The organism is Bacillus sp. FSL K6-1338 (genome assembly GCF_038006965.1).
GTDB lineage: Bacteria > Bacillota > Bacilli > Bacillales > Bacillaceae_G > Bacillus_A > Bacillus_A thuringiensis_S.
Map to the genome: position 1 here is coordinate 4,146,679 of NZ_JBBOWI010000001.1, position 17,055 is coordinate 4,163,733.

Consider the following 17,055-nt stretch of genomic DNA (forward strand, 5'->3'; position numbering starts at 1 on the left):
ATTTTTTATTTCCATTATTCCCCTTTGAAAGCACGTTTAAGCTTTCCGAATAAACTATCATCCTGCTCTTCTTGTCCTGCAAATTCACGTAATAAATCTTTTTGCTGTGAAGTCAATTTCGTCGGTACAACAACGCGAACGACTACATATTGATCTCCTTGGCCGTATCCACGTACGTTCGGAGCACCTTTTCCTTTTAGGCGGAATTCTGTTCCTGTTTGTGTTCCTGCTGGAATTTTCAGCTTCACTTTACCATGAACAGTAGGAACTTCCACTTCATCACCAAGCGCCATTTGCGCAAATGTTAATGGCATTTCGCAAATAATATGATCTCCTTCACGCTCGAAGAATTCATGATTTCTTACATGAACGACTACATATAAGTCTCCTGCTGGTCCGCCATTTACGCCGGCTTCACCTTTTCCAGACACACGAATTTGTTGACCATTATCGATACCCGCTGGAATTTTAACATTGATTTTTTTACGTTTACGAACTTTACCTGAACCGTGACATGTCGTACATTTTTCTTTAATAATTTGTCCAGTTCCTGAACAATGACCACAAGCTTGACGGTTTACGATACGACCAAACGGTGTGTTTTGCTCTACACTCACTTGACCAGAGCCTGAACAATGTTTACATGTTTCTTTTGAAGTTCCTGGTTTTGCTCCACTACCTTTACAAGTATCACATGGATCTTCTACTGGAATTTCCACATTTAATTCCTTACCAAAAATAGCTTCTTCAAAATCTAAAGTGACTTGATATTGTAAGTCAGCACCTTGGCGCGGAGCATTTGGATCACGGCGTCTGCCGCCGCCACCGCCAAAGAAAGAACTAAATATATCTTCAAAACCGAAGCCACCGCCGAAGTCTCCTCCGCCGCCAAATCCACCGAATCCTTGATTTGCACCAGCATGACCAAATTGATCGTACTGCGCACGCTTTTGATCATCACTTAACACTTCGTATGCTTCTTGTACTTCTTTAAACTTTTCAATTGCATTTTCTTCTTTGCTTACGTCTGGATGGTATTTTTTAGCCAAACGACGATACGCTTTTTTTATTTCATCTGTTGAAGCGCCCTTGCTAAGTCCAAGGACCTCATAATAGTCTCGTTTACTCATAAATTTACAACCCCCGAATCTTTCACATAAACGTAATTTTAACACCGAAAGAAAGTGCTTTGCAACAAAGTTTCCTCACTTACAGTATGCAAAGCGAAAAACTTAAGATCCTCACACATCACTTCTCATTCGTGAAAAAAGCCAAAGTCAAGGCACGCTTGACTTTGACTTTTTGTCATCTTACTTATTATGTTTACAGTTGAATTACTTGTCTTCTTTTACTTCTTCAAACTCAGCGTCAACTACATTGTCTTTCTTCGTGCCAGCGTCTTGTGCACCTTGCGCACCTTCTGCTTGACCAGCAGCTGCTTGAGCTTGCTCGTATAATTTAACAGTTAATTGTTGTACGATTTCTTGTAAAGCATCTTTTTTCGCACGAATTTCTTCAAGCTCGTTTTTCTCAATTGCAGCTTGTAATGCTTCTTTCGCTTCTGTTGCTTTTGCAACTTCAGCTGCATCTACTTTACCTTCTAAATCTTTTACAACTTTGTCTGTTTGGAATACAAGTTGGTCAGCTTCGTTACGAAGTTCAACTTCTTCCTTACGTTTTTGGTCAGCGTCAGCATTTGCTTCCGCTTCTTGTACCATACGTTCTACTTCTTCATCAGAAAGACCTGAAGAAGATTGGATTGTAATAGCTTGCTCTTTGCTTGTTCCTAAGTCTTTCGCACGTACGTTAACGATACCGTTCGCATCAATATCGAATGTTACTTCGATTTGTGGAATACCACGTGGTGCTGGTGGAAGGTCAGTTAATTGGAAACGACCTAACGTTTTGTTGTCAGCTGACATTGGACGCTCACCTTGTAATACGTGAATGTCTACTGCTGGTTGATTATCAGCAGCTGTCGAGAATACTTGTGACTTACTTGTTGGAATTGTAGTGTTACGCTCGATTAATTTCGTGAACACGCCACCCATAGTTTCAATACCTAAAGAAAGTGGAGTTACGTCTAATAATAGAACGCCTTCTACATCACCAGTAAGTACGCCACCTTGAACTGCAGCACCTAATGCTACAACTTCATCAGGGTTTACACCTTTATATGGCTCTTTACCAGTTTCACGTTTAATAGCTTCTTGTACAGCTGGGATACGAGTAGATCCACCAACAAGAATAACTTTATCTAATTCGCTTGGAGCAAAACCAGCGTCTTTTAATGCACGACGAGTTGGCTCTAATGTTCTTTCAACAAGACCTGCTGAAAGCTCTTCGAATTTCGCTCTTGTTAACGTTAATTCTAGGTGTAATGGACCAGCAGCTCCAGCACTAATGAATGGTAATGAAATTTGAGTTTGTGTTACACCAGAAAGATCTTTTTTCGCTTTTTCAGCTGCATCTTTCAAGCGTTGAAGCGCCATTTTATCTTGGCTTAAATCGATGTTATTTTCTTTTTTGAACTCAGCTACTAAGTGATCGATGATAACTTGGTCAAAGTCATCGCCACCAAGACGGTTGTCACCAGCAGTTGAAATAACTTCGAATGTGCCGTCTGCTAACTCAAGGATAGATACGTCAAATGTACCGCCACCTAAGTCATATACTAAGATTTTTTGTTCTTCGTCTTGTTTTTCTAAACCGTAAGCAAGTGCTGCTGCTGTTGGCTCGTTAATGATACGCTCAACTTCTAAACCAGCGATACGACCAGCATCTTTCGTTGCTTGACGCTCTGCATCGTTGAAGTATGCAGGTACTGTAATAACAGCTTTCGTTACTGTTTCACCTAAGTATGCTTCAGCAGAAGCTTTTAAGTTTTGTAAAATGATTGCAGAAATTTCTTGAGGTGTATAATCTTTACCTTCAACTTCTACTTTGTAGTCTGTACCCATATGACGTTTAACAGACATGATTGTATTTGGGTTTGTAATTGCTTGGCGCTTTGCAACTTCCCCAACTTGACGTTCTTCATTTTTGAAAGCTACAACAGAAGGTGTTGTACGGTTTCCTTCTGGATTTGGAATAACCTTTGGTTCTCCACCTTCCATAACAGCTACACAAGAGTTTGTTGTACCTAAGTCAATACCGATAATTTTACTCATGGCGAATCCTCCTAGTTTTATGTAAATTATTGATTTACTTTTACCATTGATGGGCGAATCACACGGTCTTTTAATTTATAACCTTTTTGGAATTCTTCCACAACCGCGTTTGATTCAAATTCACTATCTTCCACTTGCATAATAGCTTGGTGTTCATTAGGATCAAACTGTTTACCAACAGCTTCAATCACTTCCACACCTTCTTTAGTCAGCGCTTCTAACAATTGACGATGCACCATTTCCATGCCTTGTAACAAGGATTTCGTTTGCTCATCAGTCGCTTCCACTTGCATTGCTCTTTCAAAATTATCAAGAGCTGGCAAAATGTCTGAAACTAGACTTTGTGCTCTATATTTTTCAGCAGCCTGTTTATCCATTTGGACGCGGCGCTTATAATTTTCAAAATCAGCTTGTAGACGTAATGTGCGACCTTCCGTTTCCGTTAGTTTCGCTTGTAACTCATCTACTTTTTCTTGTAAAAGAGCAGCCTCACTTTTTTCTTCTACAGTTTCTTCACTGTTTTCTGGCGTGACAGCTTCTTCAACTTGCGCTTCTTTTACTTCTTCTACCACTTGTTCGTTACGCTCTTCCACAATATTCACCTCCTTAAAAGGTATTAGGTATCATGCATAGCATGATTACCTAAGCATTATATATTACACACAGCAATGAAAATTTCATCACTTGAGCGAATGTATTACTCTCATTTACTTTTTAAGTCCATCTGTAAATTGTCTCGTAAATAACTGTAACAAACTAATTACACGAGAATATTGCATTCTTGTCGGACCTAAAATAGCAATTGTTCCAAGTTGCTCTTCGCCGATCGAATATGTTGCAGAAATTAAACTGCAATCCTCCATAGCCGTCGAAGTGTTTTCCCTACCAATTTTCACTTGAATCCCGACTTGTTTATGACGCAAAATGTCATAAAATTCAGCTTCATTATCAATCATGGTAAGCAAAGATCTAACCTTTTGAATGTCATGGAACTCTGGCTGCGAAAGCATATTTGCTTTTCCTCCAAAGTATATCTTTTCCGATAACGGAACTTGAAATGTACCATCTAACATTCTTATTGCACTATCATAATTATGAACATACCCACGTAAAACTGTAACAATTTCCTTAAAGATTTTATTATGAAGTTCTTCCATCGGTACGCCAGATAGCTTTTCATTTAAAACATTAACCATTTTTTCTAAATCTGATAAATCAACAGATTCCGGAACGGTAATCGTTTTACTTTGTACATGCCCTGTATCAGTTACAATAATAGCGACTGCAGTTTGACGATCAAGCGGCACAATTTGTACATTTTTAAGTTTATTTGTGCTTAACTTCGGTCCAAGAACAATGGCCGTATAATTCGTAAGTTCTGATAAAATTTGAGCAGATTGCTGTGCAATTTTTTCCGCTTCAAAAATTCTTTCAGCAAATAAATCTTTAATTTGTACAATTTCAGCGTTCGGTAAGTTTTGCGGCGCTAAAAGATGGTCTACATAAAATCGGTAGCCTTTCTCAGAAGGAACACGTCCAGAAGAACTGTGCGTTTTTTCAATAAAACCTAATTCTTCTAAGTCCGCCATTTCATTTCGAATAGTAGCTGAACTAAATGTAATTTCATCTTTTTTAGCCAACGTTCTAGACCCAACAGGCTGCGCTGATCCAATAAAGTCATCAATAATTGTTTGTAAAATTAAGAGCTGACGTTCCGTAAGCATCTCATCATCACCTCTGTTAGCACTCTTTGTCTTTGAGTGCTAAATCTATTAATAACTTACCAAAATTGACATTCAATTGTCAACGGAAACGTCACGAAATAATGAAACTTTTTCACGTTAATGGAACATTTAATTAGTCAATTAAAAATGATTGGAATACTTCATTCCCTAATAATTTTCCTTTTCGCGTTAAACGAACATATCCATCGCTCTCTTCAAGCAATCCTTGTTCTTGGTTGTTTTGTAACTGCTTCGCGAAAACTTGATCCATCTCCATATTAAATTTCTTTTGAAATGCTATTTTAGATACACCTTTTGTTTTTCGAAGTCCTAAGAACAACTCTTCTTCCATCTTTTCTTTCTCCGTCACCACGTGAACATCTAAATACGGAAATCCTGTTTCATCAATTTTATTAAAATATTGCTTCAGCGGACCTACATTTTGAATACGTTCCCCATTCACATAACTATGAGCTCCAGCTCCAAAGCCATAATACTCTTCATTATTCCAGTATGTGAGATTATGTCTACTTTTATTGTCACCTTTTGAGAAATTACTAATTTCATACTGCTTATAACCGTGTTTCTCCATTTCATCCATTACCATTTCATACATTTTCGCTTCATGGTCTTCACCCGGAAGACGCAATTTCCCTTTATTCATTAAGTTATAAAACACTGTTTTAGGTTCCACAATTAATGAATATGCCGAGAAATGTTGTACACCAAGCGTAAAAGCAATGTCTAATGTTTCCTTCACATCTTCTATCGTTTGTCCTGGCAAAGCATAAATAATATCTACATTAATATTTTTAAAGCCTACTTCCTGAGCTTCTCGAATCGCTAGGAATGCATCTTCCCTCGTATGCTTGCGCCCGATTTTCTCAAGCAGTTCATCACGGAACGTTTGCACACCAAAACTAATTCGATTCACTCCACCTTCTAGTAGTACATTCAACTTCTCTTTCGGTAGATCTCCTGGATTCGCTTCAAATGTCAATTCACAATTCGGAGCAAACGGGCGCAAATGACGATTAATAATCTCGAGTAATTTTTTTGTCTGTTCCATATTTAACGCTGTCGGAGTTCCACCGCCCACAAAAATCGTTTTCATACTATCAAACGGAACTCTTTGAACCGTATTTATTATTTCCTTCTCTAAATAATCTAAATATTGATCAACCGGTTGGCGTTCAATAAACACTTTATTAAAATCACAATAGTGACAAATGTGCTGACAAAACGGGATATGAATATATGCAGCTTGTACCAAATATAACTCCTACCTTTCTAAAAAGAAAACCTCCGCACTCCGGAGGATTCTCTACTTCTCTAACGTATTACGAATTTGTTCCATTCGCATTTTTCCCCAATCATACATCATTTCAACGATCGGTAAAAGTGACATGCCTAGTTCCGTCATATAATACTCAACACGAGGAGGAATTTCGGGATATACTGTTCGATCAACAATCCCATCTTCCATTAACTCTTTTAATTGGTTCGACAAAACTTTATGAGAAATGCTTGGGAATAACCGTTGTAATTCACTAAAACGATGAGGCCCTTCCACACCAAGATGCCACAGTATCACAACTTTCCACTTTCCACTAATAATAGAAAGCGTCAATTCCTTTTCACAATTAAAATTGCCATTTTGTATTTTATCTTGAATATCTTTTCGAATATTTTCGGACATTAACAATCTCCTAACTCTATATGAACTAAAAAGCTCTCTCATTATTGTAAATGAGAGCTGCTCAGATGTCTAAAAAGTAATTATACAGAAAAAAGAAGCCGTACAAACGACTTCTTTTTTATTTCAAATATTAGTTGTCATCCATTTTCAGTACAGCCATGAATGCCTCTTGCGGCACTTCTACAGAACCAACAGACTTCATACGTTTTTTACCTTCTTTTTGCTTATCAAGAAGTTTACGCTTACGAGAAATGTCACCGCCGTAACATTTTGCAAGTACGTTTTTACGCATCGCCTTAATTGTAGAACGTGCTACAACTTTATTTCCGATAGTCGCCTGAATTGGCACTTCGAACTGTTGTCTCGGAATTAATTCTTTTAATTTCTCTACAATTACTTTACCACGGTCATACGCTGAATCACGGTGTACGATAAATGATAAAGCATCCACTTGTTCATTATTTAAAAGAATATCCATTTTCACAAGTTTAGATGGTTTATAACCAATTAACTCATAATCAAATGATGCATACCCTTTCGTATTTGATTTCAATTGATCGAAGAAGTCATATACGATTTCTGATAACGGGATTTCATATGTTAATGTAACACGCGTTTCATCTAAATATTGCATATCAATAAACGTTCCACGTTTACCTTGGCAAATTTCCATTACAGCTCCAACATAGTCATTCGGAACCATAATTGAAGCCTTCACAAACGGCTCTTCTACACGATCGATAGACTGTGGGTCTGGCATATTAGATGGATTATCAACAATAACATCTTCACCGTTTGTTAAATAAACTTTATAAATAACGCTTGGCGCTGTTGTAATTAAGTCAATCTTAAATTCACGTTCAATACGTTCTTGAATGATTTCCATGTGAAGAAGTCCTAAGAATCCACAACGGAAACCAAATCCTAACGCTTGAGATGTTTCTGGTTCAAACTCAAGAGCAGAATCGTTTAACTCTAATTTTTCTAACGCATCACGTAAATCGTTATAACGAGCAGAATCAATTGGATACAGCCCACAGAATACCATCGGGTTTAATTTACAGTAACCTGGTAACGCCTCTGCAGCTGGACGTTTCGCATGTGTAATCGTATCACCAACACGTGTATCACCTACGTTTTTAATAGATGCTGCTAAGAAACCTACATCACCTACTGTTAACTCGTCACGTTGCGTAGTTTTCGGTGTAAATACACCTACTTCTGTTACTTCAAATTCTTTACCCGTTGCCATCATACGTACTTTATCGCCAACTTTTACCGTTCCATTTACAACACGGATATAAGCAATTACACCACGGTACGGATCATATAAAGAGTCGAAAATCATACATTGTAACGGCTCTTCTGAATCACCTGCCGGAGCTGGTACTTTTTCAACAATTTGTTCTAAAATTTCTTCAATACCAATTCCAGCTTTTGCAGAAGCAAGTACCGCTTCTGATGCATCTAAACCAATTACATCTTCTACCTCTTGACGTACACGTTCTGGATCCGCACTTGGTAAGTCGATTTTATTGATAACTGGTAAAATTTCCAAGTTGTTATCAAGCGCTAAGTATACGTTCGCTAACGTTTGCGCTTCAATACCTTGCGCTGCATCTACTACAAGAATCGCGCCTTCACAAGCCGCTAAACTACGAGATACTTCGTACGTAAAGTCGACGTGTCCTGGTGTATCAATTAAATGAAGAATATACTCTTCACCATCTTTTGTTTTATAGTTTAATTGTACTGCGTTTAATTTGATTGTAATACCACGCTCACGCTCTAAATCCATAGAGTCAAGCAACTGAGCTTTCATTTCGCGTTGTGTTAACGCATTTGTTTTCTCTAAAATACGGTCTGCTAACGTTGATTTTCCGTGGTCAATATGAGCAATAATAGAGAAATTACGAATTTTGGACTGTCTTTTTGCTCTTTCTTCTTTGTTCATCTATGTTCTCAACTCCTAATAGTCTCGCCAATATACACTAGCACTGATTATATCAATAGAGCAACAAAGATTCAATGAAAACTCGTGCTGCTTACGATACAAATCATTCTATCTATATCTTATGCGAATAAACCATAAGAGACAAACCCTTTTCAAATTTTAAAACGGTTGTCTTACAAATCAGTAAAACAACCATCTCCCATGCTACTCTTAGCTAAAAATCCCCTTTATTTTCCCAACAACTATATCCGTTCCGAACTTCGTCATTTCATAAGCTACACTTGCTAACGCCATCCCAATTCCTTCTACAACATTAAAACTTCTTAAACGTTCTAATTGTTGTTGTTTTTCTGAAGCTGAAAACGAACTACCCAAAATTTCTGATTCAGCACCTGTACTCTCTGTCCCTGTCATATGAGCTATTTGTTCATACGACAATTGCCGATAACCTTTCATACTTTTCAAACCATGATTAGCAAGTGACACTCCTGCTATCATCATAAGTAAACATAAAGCTACACTACATATACACAAAAGCGCAAAACGACTCAAACTATTATCATCTTTCTCCCTCAATGTGTATACGCTCCCGTATTATCTTGATCAATTTGATGATGCAGCGCTGCATTTAAACCACTCGCTATTACATTCGCCATATCCTCAATAAAAGTATCTACTTCTTTTGGGGTCACCATTAAGTTATGACCAAGAGGCGATAGCACTTCATAAATCAACCTTCTTTTTTCTTCTTCTTCTAACGTACCAACAGCACCTAAAAACATATTTCGGCTCTTTTCATCTGGCATATCTTCTTCTGTTAATTTTTTCTTTTCTCCAAATGAAAATCCCGCTGGTAACAAAGATCTTGAAGGTTTGTTTCCTTCTTTCATCTCTCGACCAAAATGTTTCAAAATAAAATCAATCGTATCACTTGTAATCGAAACGGCATCGACCACAGTCGGAACACCAATTGCGATAACAGGGATACCTAATGTCTCTTTACTTAGTTCCTTACGTTTATTCCCAACCCCTGATCCAGGATGGATTCCAGTATCAGAAATTTGTATCGTGCTATTTACTCGTTCAATAGAACGGGCAGCTAATGCGTCAATCGCAATTACAAAGTCTGGATTTGTCTTCTCAATAATCCCATAAATAACATCGCTCGTTTCGATGCCTGTAATCCCCATTACTCCCGGCCGAATTGCACTAACAGGTCTGAATCCTTCTTCTACACTTTCAGGCTGCAATTGAAACAAATGTCTCGTTACTAATACATTTTCTACAACTATTGGCCCAAGAGCATCCGGTGTTACATTCCAATTCCCAAGGCCTACAATTAAACAGCTCGCTTCTTTTGTAACACCAACCTCTTCTAAGAAATAAGAAAATTCTTTTGCAAAAATACGCTCCACTTTTTGTTGAAGTTCTGTATCTTGCTGACGTATACCTTGTACTTCAAGCGTTAAATAATTTCCAGGTTTTTTACCCATCGCTTCAGAGGCAGCTTCATCAATTGTTACTTTTGTAATTATAGTACCTTCTTCTTCCCTCTCTTTTACAATTACCCCCTGTATCCCTTTTTGTTCTTCTTGGCTTTCTTGCAACATTTGATGAGCTTCTACAGCAAGGTCAGTTCTAACGCTATATTTACTTAAATCCAATGGTTCTTTCATCGTATCTCCTCCGTAATTCATAGTAAATATCGTTAGATTTCCCAAAGTTATATAAGGTCATTCTTTCCTTTACGTGAAATTTCATGGATATACTATTGCAATTCTCTTCACCGTTTGATAGAATATCACTTGTTCTATGTAAGAATCGAGTCATTCGATTGCACCAGGGAGGTGAAAAGTATGGCAAACATCAAATCTGCTATCAAACGCGCTAAACTTAGCGAAGAGCGTCGTGCACATAACGCTTCTATCAAGTCTGACATGCGTTCTGCTGTTAAAACTGTAGAAGCTTTAGTTACTAATAACGATCTTGAAAATGCTAAAGAAGCTTTCAAAACTGCTTCTAAAAAACTTGACAAAGCAGCTCGTAAAGGTCTTATCCACCAAAACGCTGCATCTCGTCAAAAATCTCGCTTAGCGAAACAAGTAAACGCGTAAGGCGTTTAAAAAACGATCCATTTGGATCGTTTTTTTATATACAAAAAAAGTTCATGCACTAGGTACATGAACTTTTTTTGTGTCATCACATATGATTTAATCGCATTAAGAAAAACTCGAGCACAAGTTTCTTATCCATCTTTCCCGTCTTCATACTATAATCAGCTTCCGCTAATTCTATAATCACTTTTTTTAATTCTTCAAAAGAGAAAAATTTCGTTTGATTCATCGCCAATTTTACACGATACGGATGTACACCAATATGAGATGCAATTTGATTTTGCCCATAACCACGTTGCTGTAACTCTTTCACTTGATACAACAAACGGAATTGACTCACTAATAACGCAAGCAATTTAATCGGTTCTTCCTGCTGCGTAAATAATCCATCCAAAATTTGCATTGCACCTGCAATATCTTTTTTCACCACTTTTTCTGTCAAAGCAAATACATTTTGCTCAACTGATTTTGGCACAAGCTCTGCAACAAGTTTCGTCGTAATCTCTCCGCCCATACCAACGTATAACGTTAACTTGTCCATTTCCTTCGCCAACATCGTTACATTACTTCCCACAAGCTCTAGCAACAAACTAACAGCCGCGTTATCAATGTGCACATGCACTTCATCTGCTCGAGCAACAATCCACTTCTGAACATCCTGCACTTGCATCGCATTCGCTTCTACTACATCTGCTGTTTTCTTTAATATTTTTGTAATTTTTTTTCGCTCATCAAGTTTTTCGTAAGGCGCAACAAAAACAAGAATAGAAAATGGAGAAGGTTCACCAATGTATTCTTCTAAAATTTTTATATTTTGCTCTAACTTTTCTTTTTGCGAAGTCAAAAATAGCGGTGATTTTATTAACAGTACTTTCCGCTCTCCAAAGAAAGGAAGCGTACGCGCATCCTCAACCACATCTTCTAAATACGCTTCTTCCAAATCGTATGTCACAACATTAAACTCTCGATCTTCTTCTTCAAGTGCTTCTGTCGTAATAAGCTTTATCGTTTCATTTATAAAAAAAGCTTCCGTCCCATATAGTAAATATAACGGAGCAAACTGTTTCTTTTTAATTTTTTTATGTATATCACTCATACTTTTTCCTACTCCCTAACTTGGCAATATATATTTATACTAATGCCCTAGCTTTTGTTTTACAAGTACAAAGGAACAGGCTTTATAACCCGTCCCTTTATTTATATTAAACGCCACGCAATAAGCCCCGGGTTTCTTATTGGTGTGCGGTAATCACCTTCCCTTTATTATTCACAATAAAAATTCCAGTATAAGTGCCAACTGTTAACATGCTTGGAAACAAAAAACTCACGTTACTTCATAATCTAAAATTCGCAAAAAGCTCATTTTCTCTTCACATTGAAATTGTAGATTTTTTTCTGACAATATTTTATACTAAAGTGGAATGTTGGGGAGGGATTCTAAATGAATGATTTTGAACAAAACGTTCAAAGTAAACGCAATGACGCTATTGATTCAGGGGTAGGATTTATCGTCTCATTTGGTTTTTTCGCAACACTTTTCATCATTGCAACTGTTATTAAATTTATCGGTTCTTAAAGACTGCCACTTCATGGCAGTCTTCTCTTTTTCACCTATTATATGTCTTATCATATGTGATTTTACTTTGAAAGGTTCCATTTTCCCCTTTAAAAACATAGGAAATAGCACCTTGCTTGTCCGTGCGCCATATCGCACTCCCCATCTTCCCCAAACGTTCTATTACTTCTTTATGCGGGTGTCCATATCTATTCTGCTTACCAACAGATATAATCGCTACACGGGGCTGTATAACGTTCAAAAAAGACTCTATAGATGACGTATTACTTCCATGATGAGCAACTTTTAAAACATCCACTCGCAAATCTGGATACGCAGATACTAAAAACTGCTCTCCTTCTTCTTCTAAATCGCCTGTAAATAGCCACGTCAATCCTCCAAATTTTGCCCATATTACAATTGAAGCATTATTTTCACTTTTTTCTTTTCCTTTTGGAGCTAAAACGAAAAACTCAGCTTCATTTACACTCCAACTTTCCCCTTCCCCCACTTCAGTTATTTTCATTTCCTTTTCTAATGCCTGTTTCTTTACTACTTTTTCTAATACTGCATCTTTTCCCTTCCGGCCAAATACAACTTCTTTTACAGGTATATATGATAATAATTCTTGCGCAGCACCTATATGATCTGCATCTCCATGCGTTACGATTAATTTATCAATTGTTTTAATACCTTCTTTTTGTAAATAGGGTATTAAAACATCAGTTCCAACAGAAAATTCATGCTTTTTTTGTTGCCACTCTTCCTTATTGACACGAAGCGTTCCACCTGTATCAATAAGATAAACCCCTTTATCATACGGAAGGCGAATTAATATTGCATCACCTTGTCCAACATCAATAAATGTTACACTTCCGCTTCCTCTAAAATATGGATATACATAATGACACGTGCTAATAAAAAGAAATATACTCACAACTATACAAACCATTTTTTTCGGCGCTCTCCTTTCCCAAACTATCAATATACTGACAATACTCGTGCAATATACAGCTACAAGATTGAAGGACGTTTTCCCGAAAATAAGCTGGTTAAATGGTAAACTTTCACAATAACTTAGAAGAACATTAGACATACTCAAGCCTATTGATAACACATCCGCAAATCCTTTTGCGAGAAACGGGACAATTGGCATACACAGTAAAATAATAATGCTACATGGTAATACAATGATAGATAAAAACGGAACGTATAAAAGATTGAGGAAAATGCTATATGGAGAAAAATAACCAAAGTGATATAACAAGATCGGAGTACTAACGAGCTGTGAAATGATAGAAATATAAATAGAATTTCGGATTACTCCGTTGCTACTCCCTAATAAGAACGGAGCAGACAAAAGTAAAGCGAAGCTACCTACAAAAGAAAACTGAAATCCAATATTAAAAACAAGATAAGGGTCATATATAAGCATACATATAGCTGTTACACTTAAAGCATCTAAACTAGATAAACGAATCGAGCACATAAAAGCAATCAACATCAAAACTCCTGCTATAGAAGCCCTTATAACAGATGGTGACGCCCCTGCTAAAACCATATACAAAGGAATACAGACGATAAGGCAAATTGTTGCTACCTCCCTCGTCGCACCACTTCTTAGCAAAATAAAATATACTATCCCCATTAACAATACAATGTGCGAACCTGAAATTGCTAACAAATGTATAAGACCAAACTGTTGATATTGCTCTTCCACTTCAAACGTCATTTGTTGTCTATCACCAAATAGTAACGCATTCATAAAAGCACCTGATTGCTCTGGAAACATTTCTGTAACTTTCGAGATTGCTTGTTGCCTCAAAAGGAGAATCCATTGCATAAGCGACAGTGATGTTTTATAGCATTCAGAAATATATGTAGCCTCAAATGTGAAATGAATATGTTGCTTGTATAAATAATCACGGTAATTAAAACCATGAAAATTCCGAGCTGTTTGTGGTTCTTTCCTCTCACCCTCGAATACACATGATATCCCTGCGTATAATTGTTGCATTTTTTCCTTTTCCAGAGCTGATTTTATTCTATAACTTAATTGCACTATATTTTTATTGTGATCTTCAAATTGAAAAGATAGGCGATCGCCATTAACAAGCGGTGTATTTTGTATAACACCTCTTGTAACTCCATAGGACTCTCCTAGAGACTTATTCCACCCTTGAACATAAGAAGTGTATATAGCGCCACTAAAGCACGCTACAATGCAAAAAAAGAAGGTTTTACGCGAAGTGCGATATAAACAGAAGAAAATATTTAAAAAGAGGCAAAAAACTATCAATAAAAGTGACGAGGAAAAGGCAATTGCAATCCCTATTATAAACGAGATTGCAACATACCCCCATTGTTCCTGCAACTTATACTCACTCCTTATAGCATCATTTTTGCTTTCGTGAATACATGCTGTAATTCTTCCATTGATAAATTATCTTTTTCTAAAGACGCAAATAATTCTTTTAACTCCGTATAACGTTTTTGCTCCTCTAATGCAGCAATATCATATTCTAGCGGAACGTGCTTCACTGTTACATTCGCTTGTTCAAATAACTCTATGGCGTATGGATGATTTTTATAATCCTGCGCATAATAAACCGCTGTAATACCACTTTGAATAATTGCCTTACAACATTGTAAACAAGGGAAATGCGTAACGTAAATTTCTGCTTCCTCTGTTTTCGCACCAAACTTGGCACATTGTAATAAAGCATTCATTTCGGCATGAATTGTCCGAACACAATGATTATCGATTACGTAACAACCATCATCTATACAATGTACGCCACCTTTAATCGAACCATTATATCCACCAGCAATAATTCGTTTATCGCGAACGATTGTCGCTCCTACCGCAAGCCTTGTACATGTACTACGTAACGATAGTAGATGGCTTTGCGTCATAAAATATTGATCCCATGAAATTCGTTCCATATTTTTCACCTACTTTTTTGTCTACTTGTAGTGTAGCGAAAGAAGAAAAACTTCGTCAATCTTTTACGGAATAATAATTTGATCTTTTATCTTTTCAAGAGACTTCGCACCAATCCCATCAATCTCTAATAAATCTTCTATTTTCTGAAACGGACCATGTTCTTCTCGATATTTCAAAATACTTTCTGCCTTTCGAGAGCCAATTCCTGTAATCTTTTCCAATTGCTCCTTCGCTGCTGTATTTATTCGAATCTTGCCATCTTCCTTAGAAGAAGTAAACATCCCTTGTTCTGACTCATTTTTACTCGGTATATAAAGAAGCATTTGATCTTGTACAATTTGTGCTAAATTCACTTTTTTGATATCTACTTCTGATAAAAAACCACCAGCCTTTTGAACCGCATCCTTTACGCGATCTCCTTCCTTCATTTCATATACCCCTTCTTTATTAACCGCTCCTTTCACATCAATTATAATTGTTCTTTTCTGTTCCTTTGTATCCGATATTTTCGGTTTACCCTTTTTTTCTATCTCCTTCTCTTGCACATTCATTGTAATAGGCGTTCGTTCTACACTCTGATTCGTTTTCCAAAAAACAAGAAAAAGTAAAGTTCCAATAATAGCTACTAAACCTAACCACTTTTTCGGAAAATCCCACATCATTTTACACCTCTAATCATAAATTTATAACATCATTCATATTGTTTAGGAGAAAGCTGTTACGAAGGAGGGATGAAACTTTGAACATAGGAATTATAGGGACAGGAAACATGGGGAATATACTAATCGATGCATTTTTAGAAACCCGTGCTGTCAAACCTTCGTGCCTTACAATCATTAATCGGACGCCTGCCAAAGCATATCATATAAAAGAAAAATACCCTTCTGTTCATATAGCAAAAACAATCCCGGAAGTAATCGAACAATCACAACTTATTTTTATTTGCGTTAAGCCGATAGATATATACCCTATCCTAAAAAAATACGCTGAACATTTTTCTGATGAAACGTGCTTAGTTTCTATTACGAGTCCAATATCTCCATCACAATTAGAGACTCTCGTACCTTGTCACGTCGCGCGTATCATTCCAAGTATCACAAACCGCGCCCTCTCTGGCGCCTCACTATTTACATTTGGAGATAATTGCTCTGAAGAATGGCAACAAAAATTACTTCGTCTATTCAAAAACATTTCTACACCTCTTGTAATAGAAGAAGATATAACGCGCGTTTCATCTGATATAGCAAGTTGCGGTCCTGCTTTCTTTAGTTATTTACTACAATGCTTCATTAACGCTGCTGTAGATAAAACAAATATTACACACGAAGAGGCTACTACTTTAGTAAGTGAAATGGTCGTGGGGATGGGGAAATTACTTGAAAAAGAAATCTTCACATTACCTACCTTACAAGAAAAGGTTTGCGTGAAAGGCGGCGTTACTGGGGAAGGCATTCGGGTTTTAGAAGAACACGTTGGAGATATGTTCCATAAGTTAATCGAGCGAACACATGAAAAATTTGATGAAGATTTAGAATGCGTTGATCAGCAATTCAATAAACACACATAATAAATACGTCATTTACATTCCAAATCCTTTTTATAAATAATTACTTTTTTATAAATAATTACTTTTTTACAATACATTTTCACTTCAACTACTATTCCCACACTTTACGCATACGATCTTCAGATTATGCTAGAACTAAAAATACATCTTCTTTATAAAACAAAAGCAACCTTCTCGGTTGCTTTTGTTTTATCCCGCATTAACGGCCAGTAAGATCCCCACCTTAAAACTCAGCGAAAGCAAAGAAGTTAGGAGGGGGTCGGGCTGCCCGTAAAAGCCCGATTGGTTCAACTAATAATCAGCGGGGAGCTTCGTACCCCGCTGA

General features: G+C 37.0%; 16 protein-coding genes. 3 read left to right on the forward strand and 13 right to left on the reverse strand.

Annotated elements, in window-relative coordinates:
* Positions 1 to 14: 14 nt before the first annotated feature.
* From dnaJ to gpr, 9 genes are all read right to left on the reverse strand, one after another.
* Complete coding sequence (dnaJ, locus tag NZ044_RS21245; protein ID WP_000043947.1) at positions 15 to 1,130, reverse strand: chaperone protein DnaJ; 1,116 nt, start codon at positions 1,128 to 1,130, stop codon at positions 15 to 17.
* 204 nt (positions 1,131 to 1,334) lie between these two features.
* Positions 1,335 to 3,170 carry a chaperone protein DnaK gene (dnaK, locus tag NZ044_RS21250; RefSeq protein ID WP_000034701.1) on the reverse strand — a complete coding sequence of 612 codons (1,836 nt, stop codon included), beginning with the start codon at positions 3,168 to 3,170 and terminating at the stop codon, positions 1,335 to 1,337.
* Positions 3,171 to 3,196: 26 nt separating this feature from the next.
* Complete coding sequence (grpE, locus tag NZ044_RS21255) at positions 3,197 to 3,763, reverse strand: nucleotide exchange factor GrpE (RefSeq protein ID WP_000392711.1); 567 nt, start codon at positions 3,761 to 3,763, stop codon at positions 3,197 to 3,199.
* 114 nt (positions 3,764 to 3,877) lie between these two features.
* Positions 3,878 to 4,894, reverse strand: coding sequence for a heat-inducible transcriptional repressor HrcA (gene hrcA, locus NZ044_RS21260; RefSeq protein WP_000954943.1), 1,017 nt, complete (start codon positions 4,892 to 4,894; stop codon positions 3,878 to 3,880).
* A gap of 133 nt (positions 4,895 to 5,027) precedes the next feature.
* On the reverse strand, positions 5,028 to 6,167 hold the full coding sequence (gene hemW, locus NZ044_RS21265; RefSeq protein WP_098505671.1) for a radical SAM family heme chaperone HemW: 1,140 nt from the start codon (positions 6,165 to 6,167) through the stop codon (positions 5,028 to 5,030).
* Positions 6,168 to 6,218: 51 nt separating this feature from the next.
* Positions 6,219 to 6,593 carry a winged helix-turn-helix transcriptional regulator gene (locus tag NZ044_RS21270; RefSeq protein WP_001293539.1) on the reverse strand — a complete coding sequence of 125 codons (375 nt, stop codon included), beginning with the start codon at positions 6,591 to 6,593 and terminating at the stop codon, positions 6,219 to 6,221.
* A 130-nt stretch (positions 6,594 to 6,723) separates the two neighbouring features.
* The gene (lepA, locus tag NZ044_RS21275; protein WP_340949976.1) at positions 6,724 to 8,547 is read right to left on the reverse strand and encodes an elongation factor 4; all 1,824 of its coding nucleotides are present in this window, start codon (positions 8,545 to 8,547) and stop codon (positions 6,724 to 6,726) included.
* A gap of 210 nt (positions 8,548 to 8,757) precedes the next feature.
* On the reverse strand, positions 8,758 to 9,123 hold the full coding sequence (locus NZ044_RS21280) for a YqxA family protein (protein ID WP_001207093.1): 366 nt from the start codon (positions 9,121 to 9,123) through the stop codon (positions 8,758 to 8,760).
* The gene (gene gpr, locus NZ044_RS21285; protein WP_000662644.1) at positions 9,120 to 10,223 is read right to left on the reverse strand and encodes a GPR endopeptidase; all 1,104 of its coding nucleotides are present in this window, start codon (positions 10,221 to 10,223) and stop codon (positions 9,120 to 9,122) included. Before gpr ends, NZ044_RS21280 begins: the two co-directional genes overlap by 4 nt.
* 180 nt (positions 10,224 to 10,403) lie before the next feature.
* Here gpr and rpsT point away from each other — a divergent pair, with 180 nt between their 5' ends.
* Positions 10,404 to 10,661: a 30S ribosomal protein S20 gene (rpsT, locus tag NZ044_RS21290; protein WP_001274012.1), complete on the forward strand. Its 258-nt coding sequence runs from the start codon at positions 10,404 to 10,406 to the stop codon at positions 10,659 to 10,661.
* An 85-nt stretch (positions 10,662 to 10,746) separates the two neighbouring features.
* Here rpsT and holA read toward each other — a convergent pair whose 3' ends face one another.
* Positions 10,747 to 11,757: a DNA polymerase III subunit delta gene (gene holA, locus NZ044_RS21295; RefSeq protein ID WP_098505669.1), complete on the reverse strand. Its 1,011-nt coding sequence runs from the start codon at positions 11,755 to 11,757 to the stop codon at positions 10,747 to 10,749.
* A gap of 345 nt (positions 11,758 to 12,102) precedes the next feature.
* On the opposite strand from holA, the gene NZ044_RS21300 reads away from it, so the two are divergent.
* Complete coding sequence (locus NZ044_RS21300) at positions 12,103 to 12,237, forward strand: YqzM family protein (RefSeq protein WP_000997609.1); 135 nt, start codon at positions 12,103 to 12,105, stop codon at positions 12,235 to 12,237.
* Positions 12,238 to 12,268: 31 nt separating this feature from the next.
* On the opposite strand, the gene NZ044_RS21305 is transcribed toward NZ044_RS21300, so the two are convergent.
* From NZ044_RS21305 to NZ044_RS21315, 3 genes are all read right to left on the reverse strand, one after another.
* On the reverse strand, positions 12,269 to 14,590 hold the full coding sequence (locus tag NZ044_RS21305) for a DNA internalization-related competence protein ComEC/Rec2 (RefSeq protein WP_001157827.1): 2,322 nt from the start codon (positions 14,588 to 14,590) through the stop codon (positions 12,269 to 12,271).
* Between the two features lie 14 nt (positions 14,591 to 14,604).
* Positions 14,605 to 15,162, reverse strand: a complete 558-nt coding sequence (locus tag NZ044_RS21310; RefSeq protein WP_000439773.1) for a ComE operon protein 2 — start codon at positions 15,160 to 15,162, stop codon at positions 14,605 to 14,607.
* Positions 15,163 to 15,225: 63 nt separating this feature from the next.
* Positions 15,226 to 15,825, reverse strand: coding sequence for a helix-hairpin-helix domain-containing protein (locus NZ044_RS21315; RefSeq protein WP_000989935.1), 600 nt, complete (start codon positions 15,823 to 15,825; stop codon positions 15,226 to 15,228).
* Between the two features lie 77 nt (positions 15,826 to 15,902).
* Here NZ044_RS21315 and comER point away from each other — a divergent pair, with 77 nt between their 5' ends.
* Positions 15,903 to 16,730, forward strand: a complete 828-nt coding sequence (gene comER, locus NZ044_RS21320; protein WP_001020554.1) for a late competence protein ComER — start codon at positions 15,903 to 15,905, stop codon at positions 16,728 to 16,730.
* Positions 16,731 to 17,055: the final 325 nt, after the last annotated feature.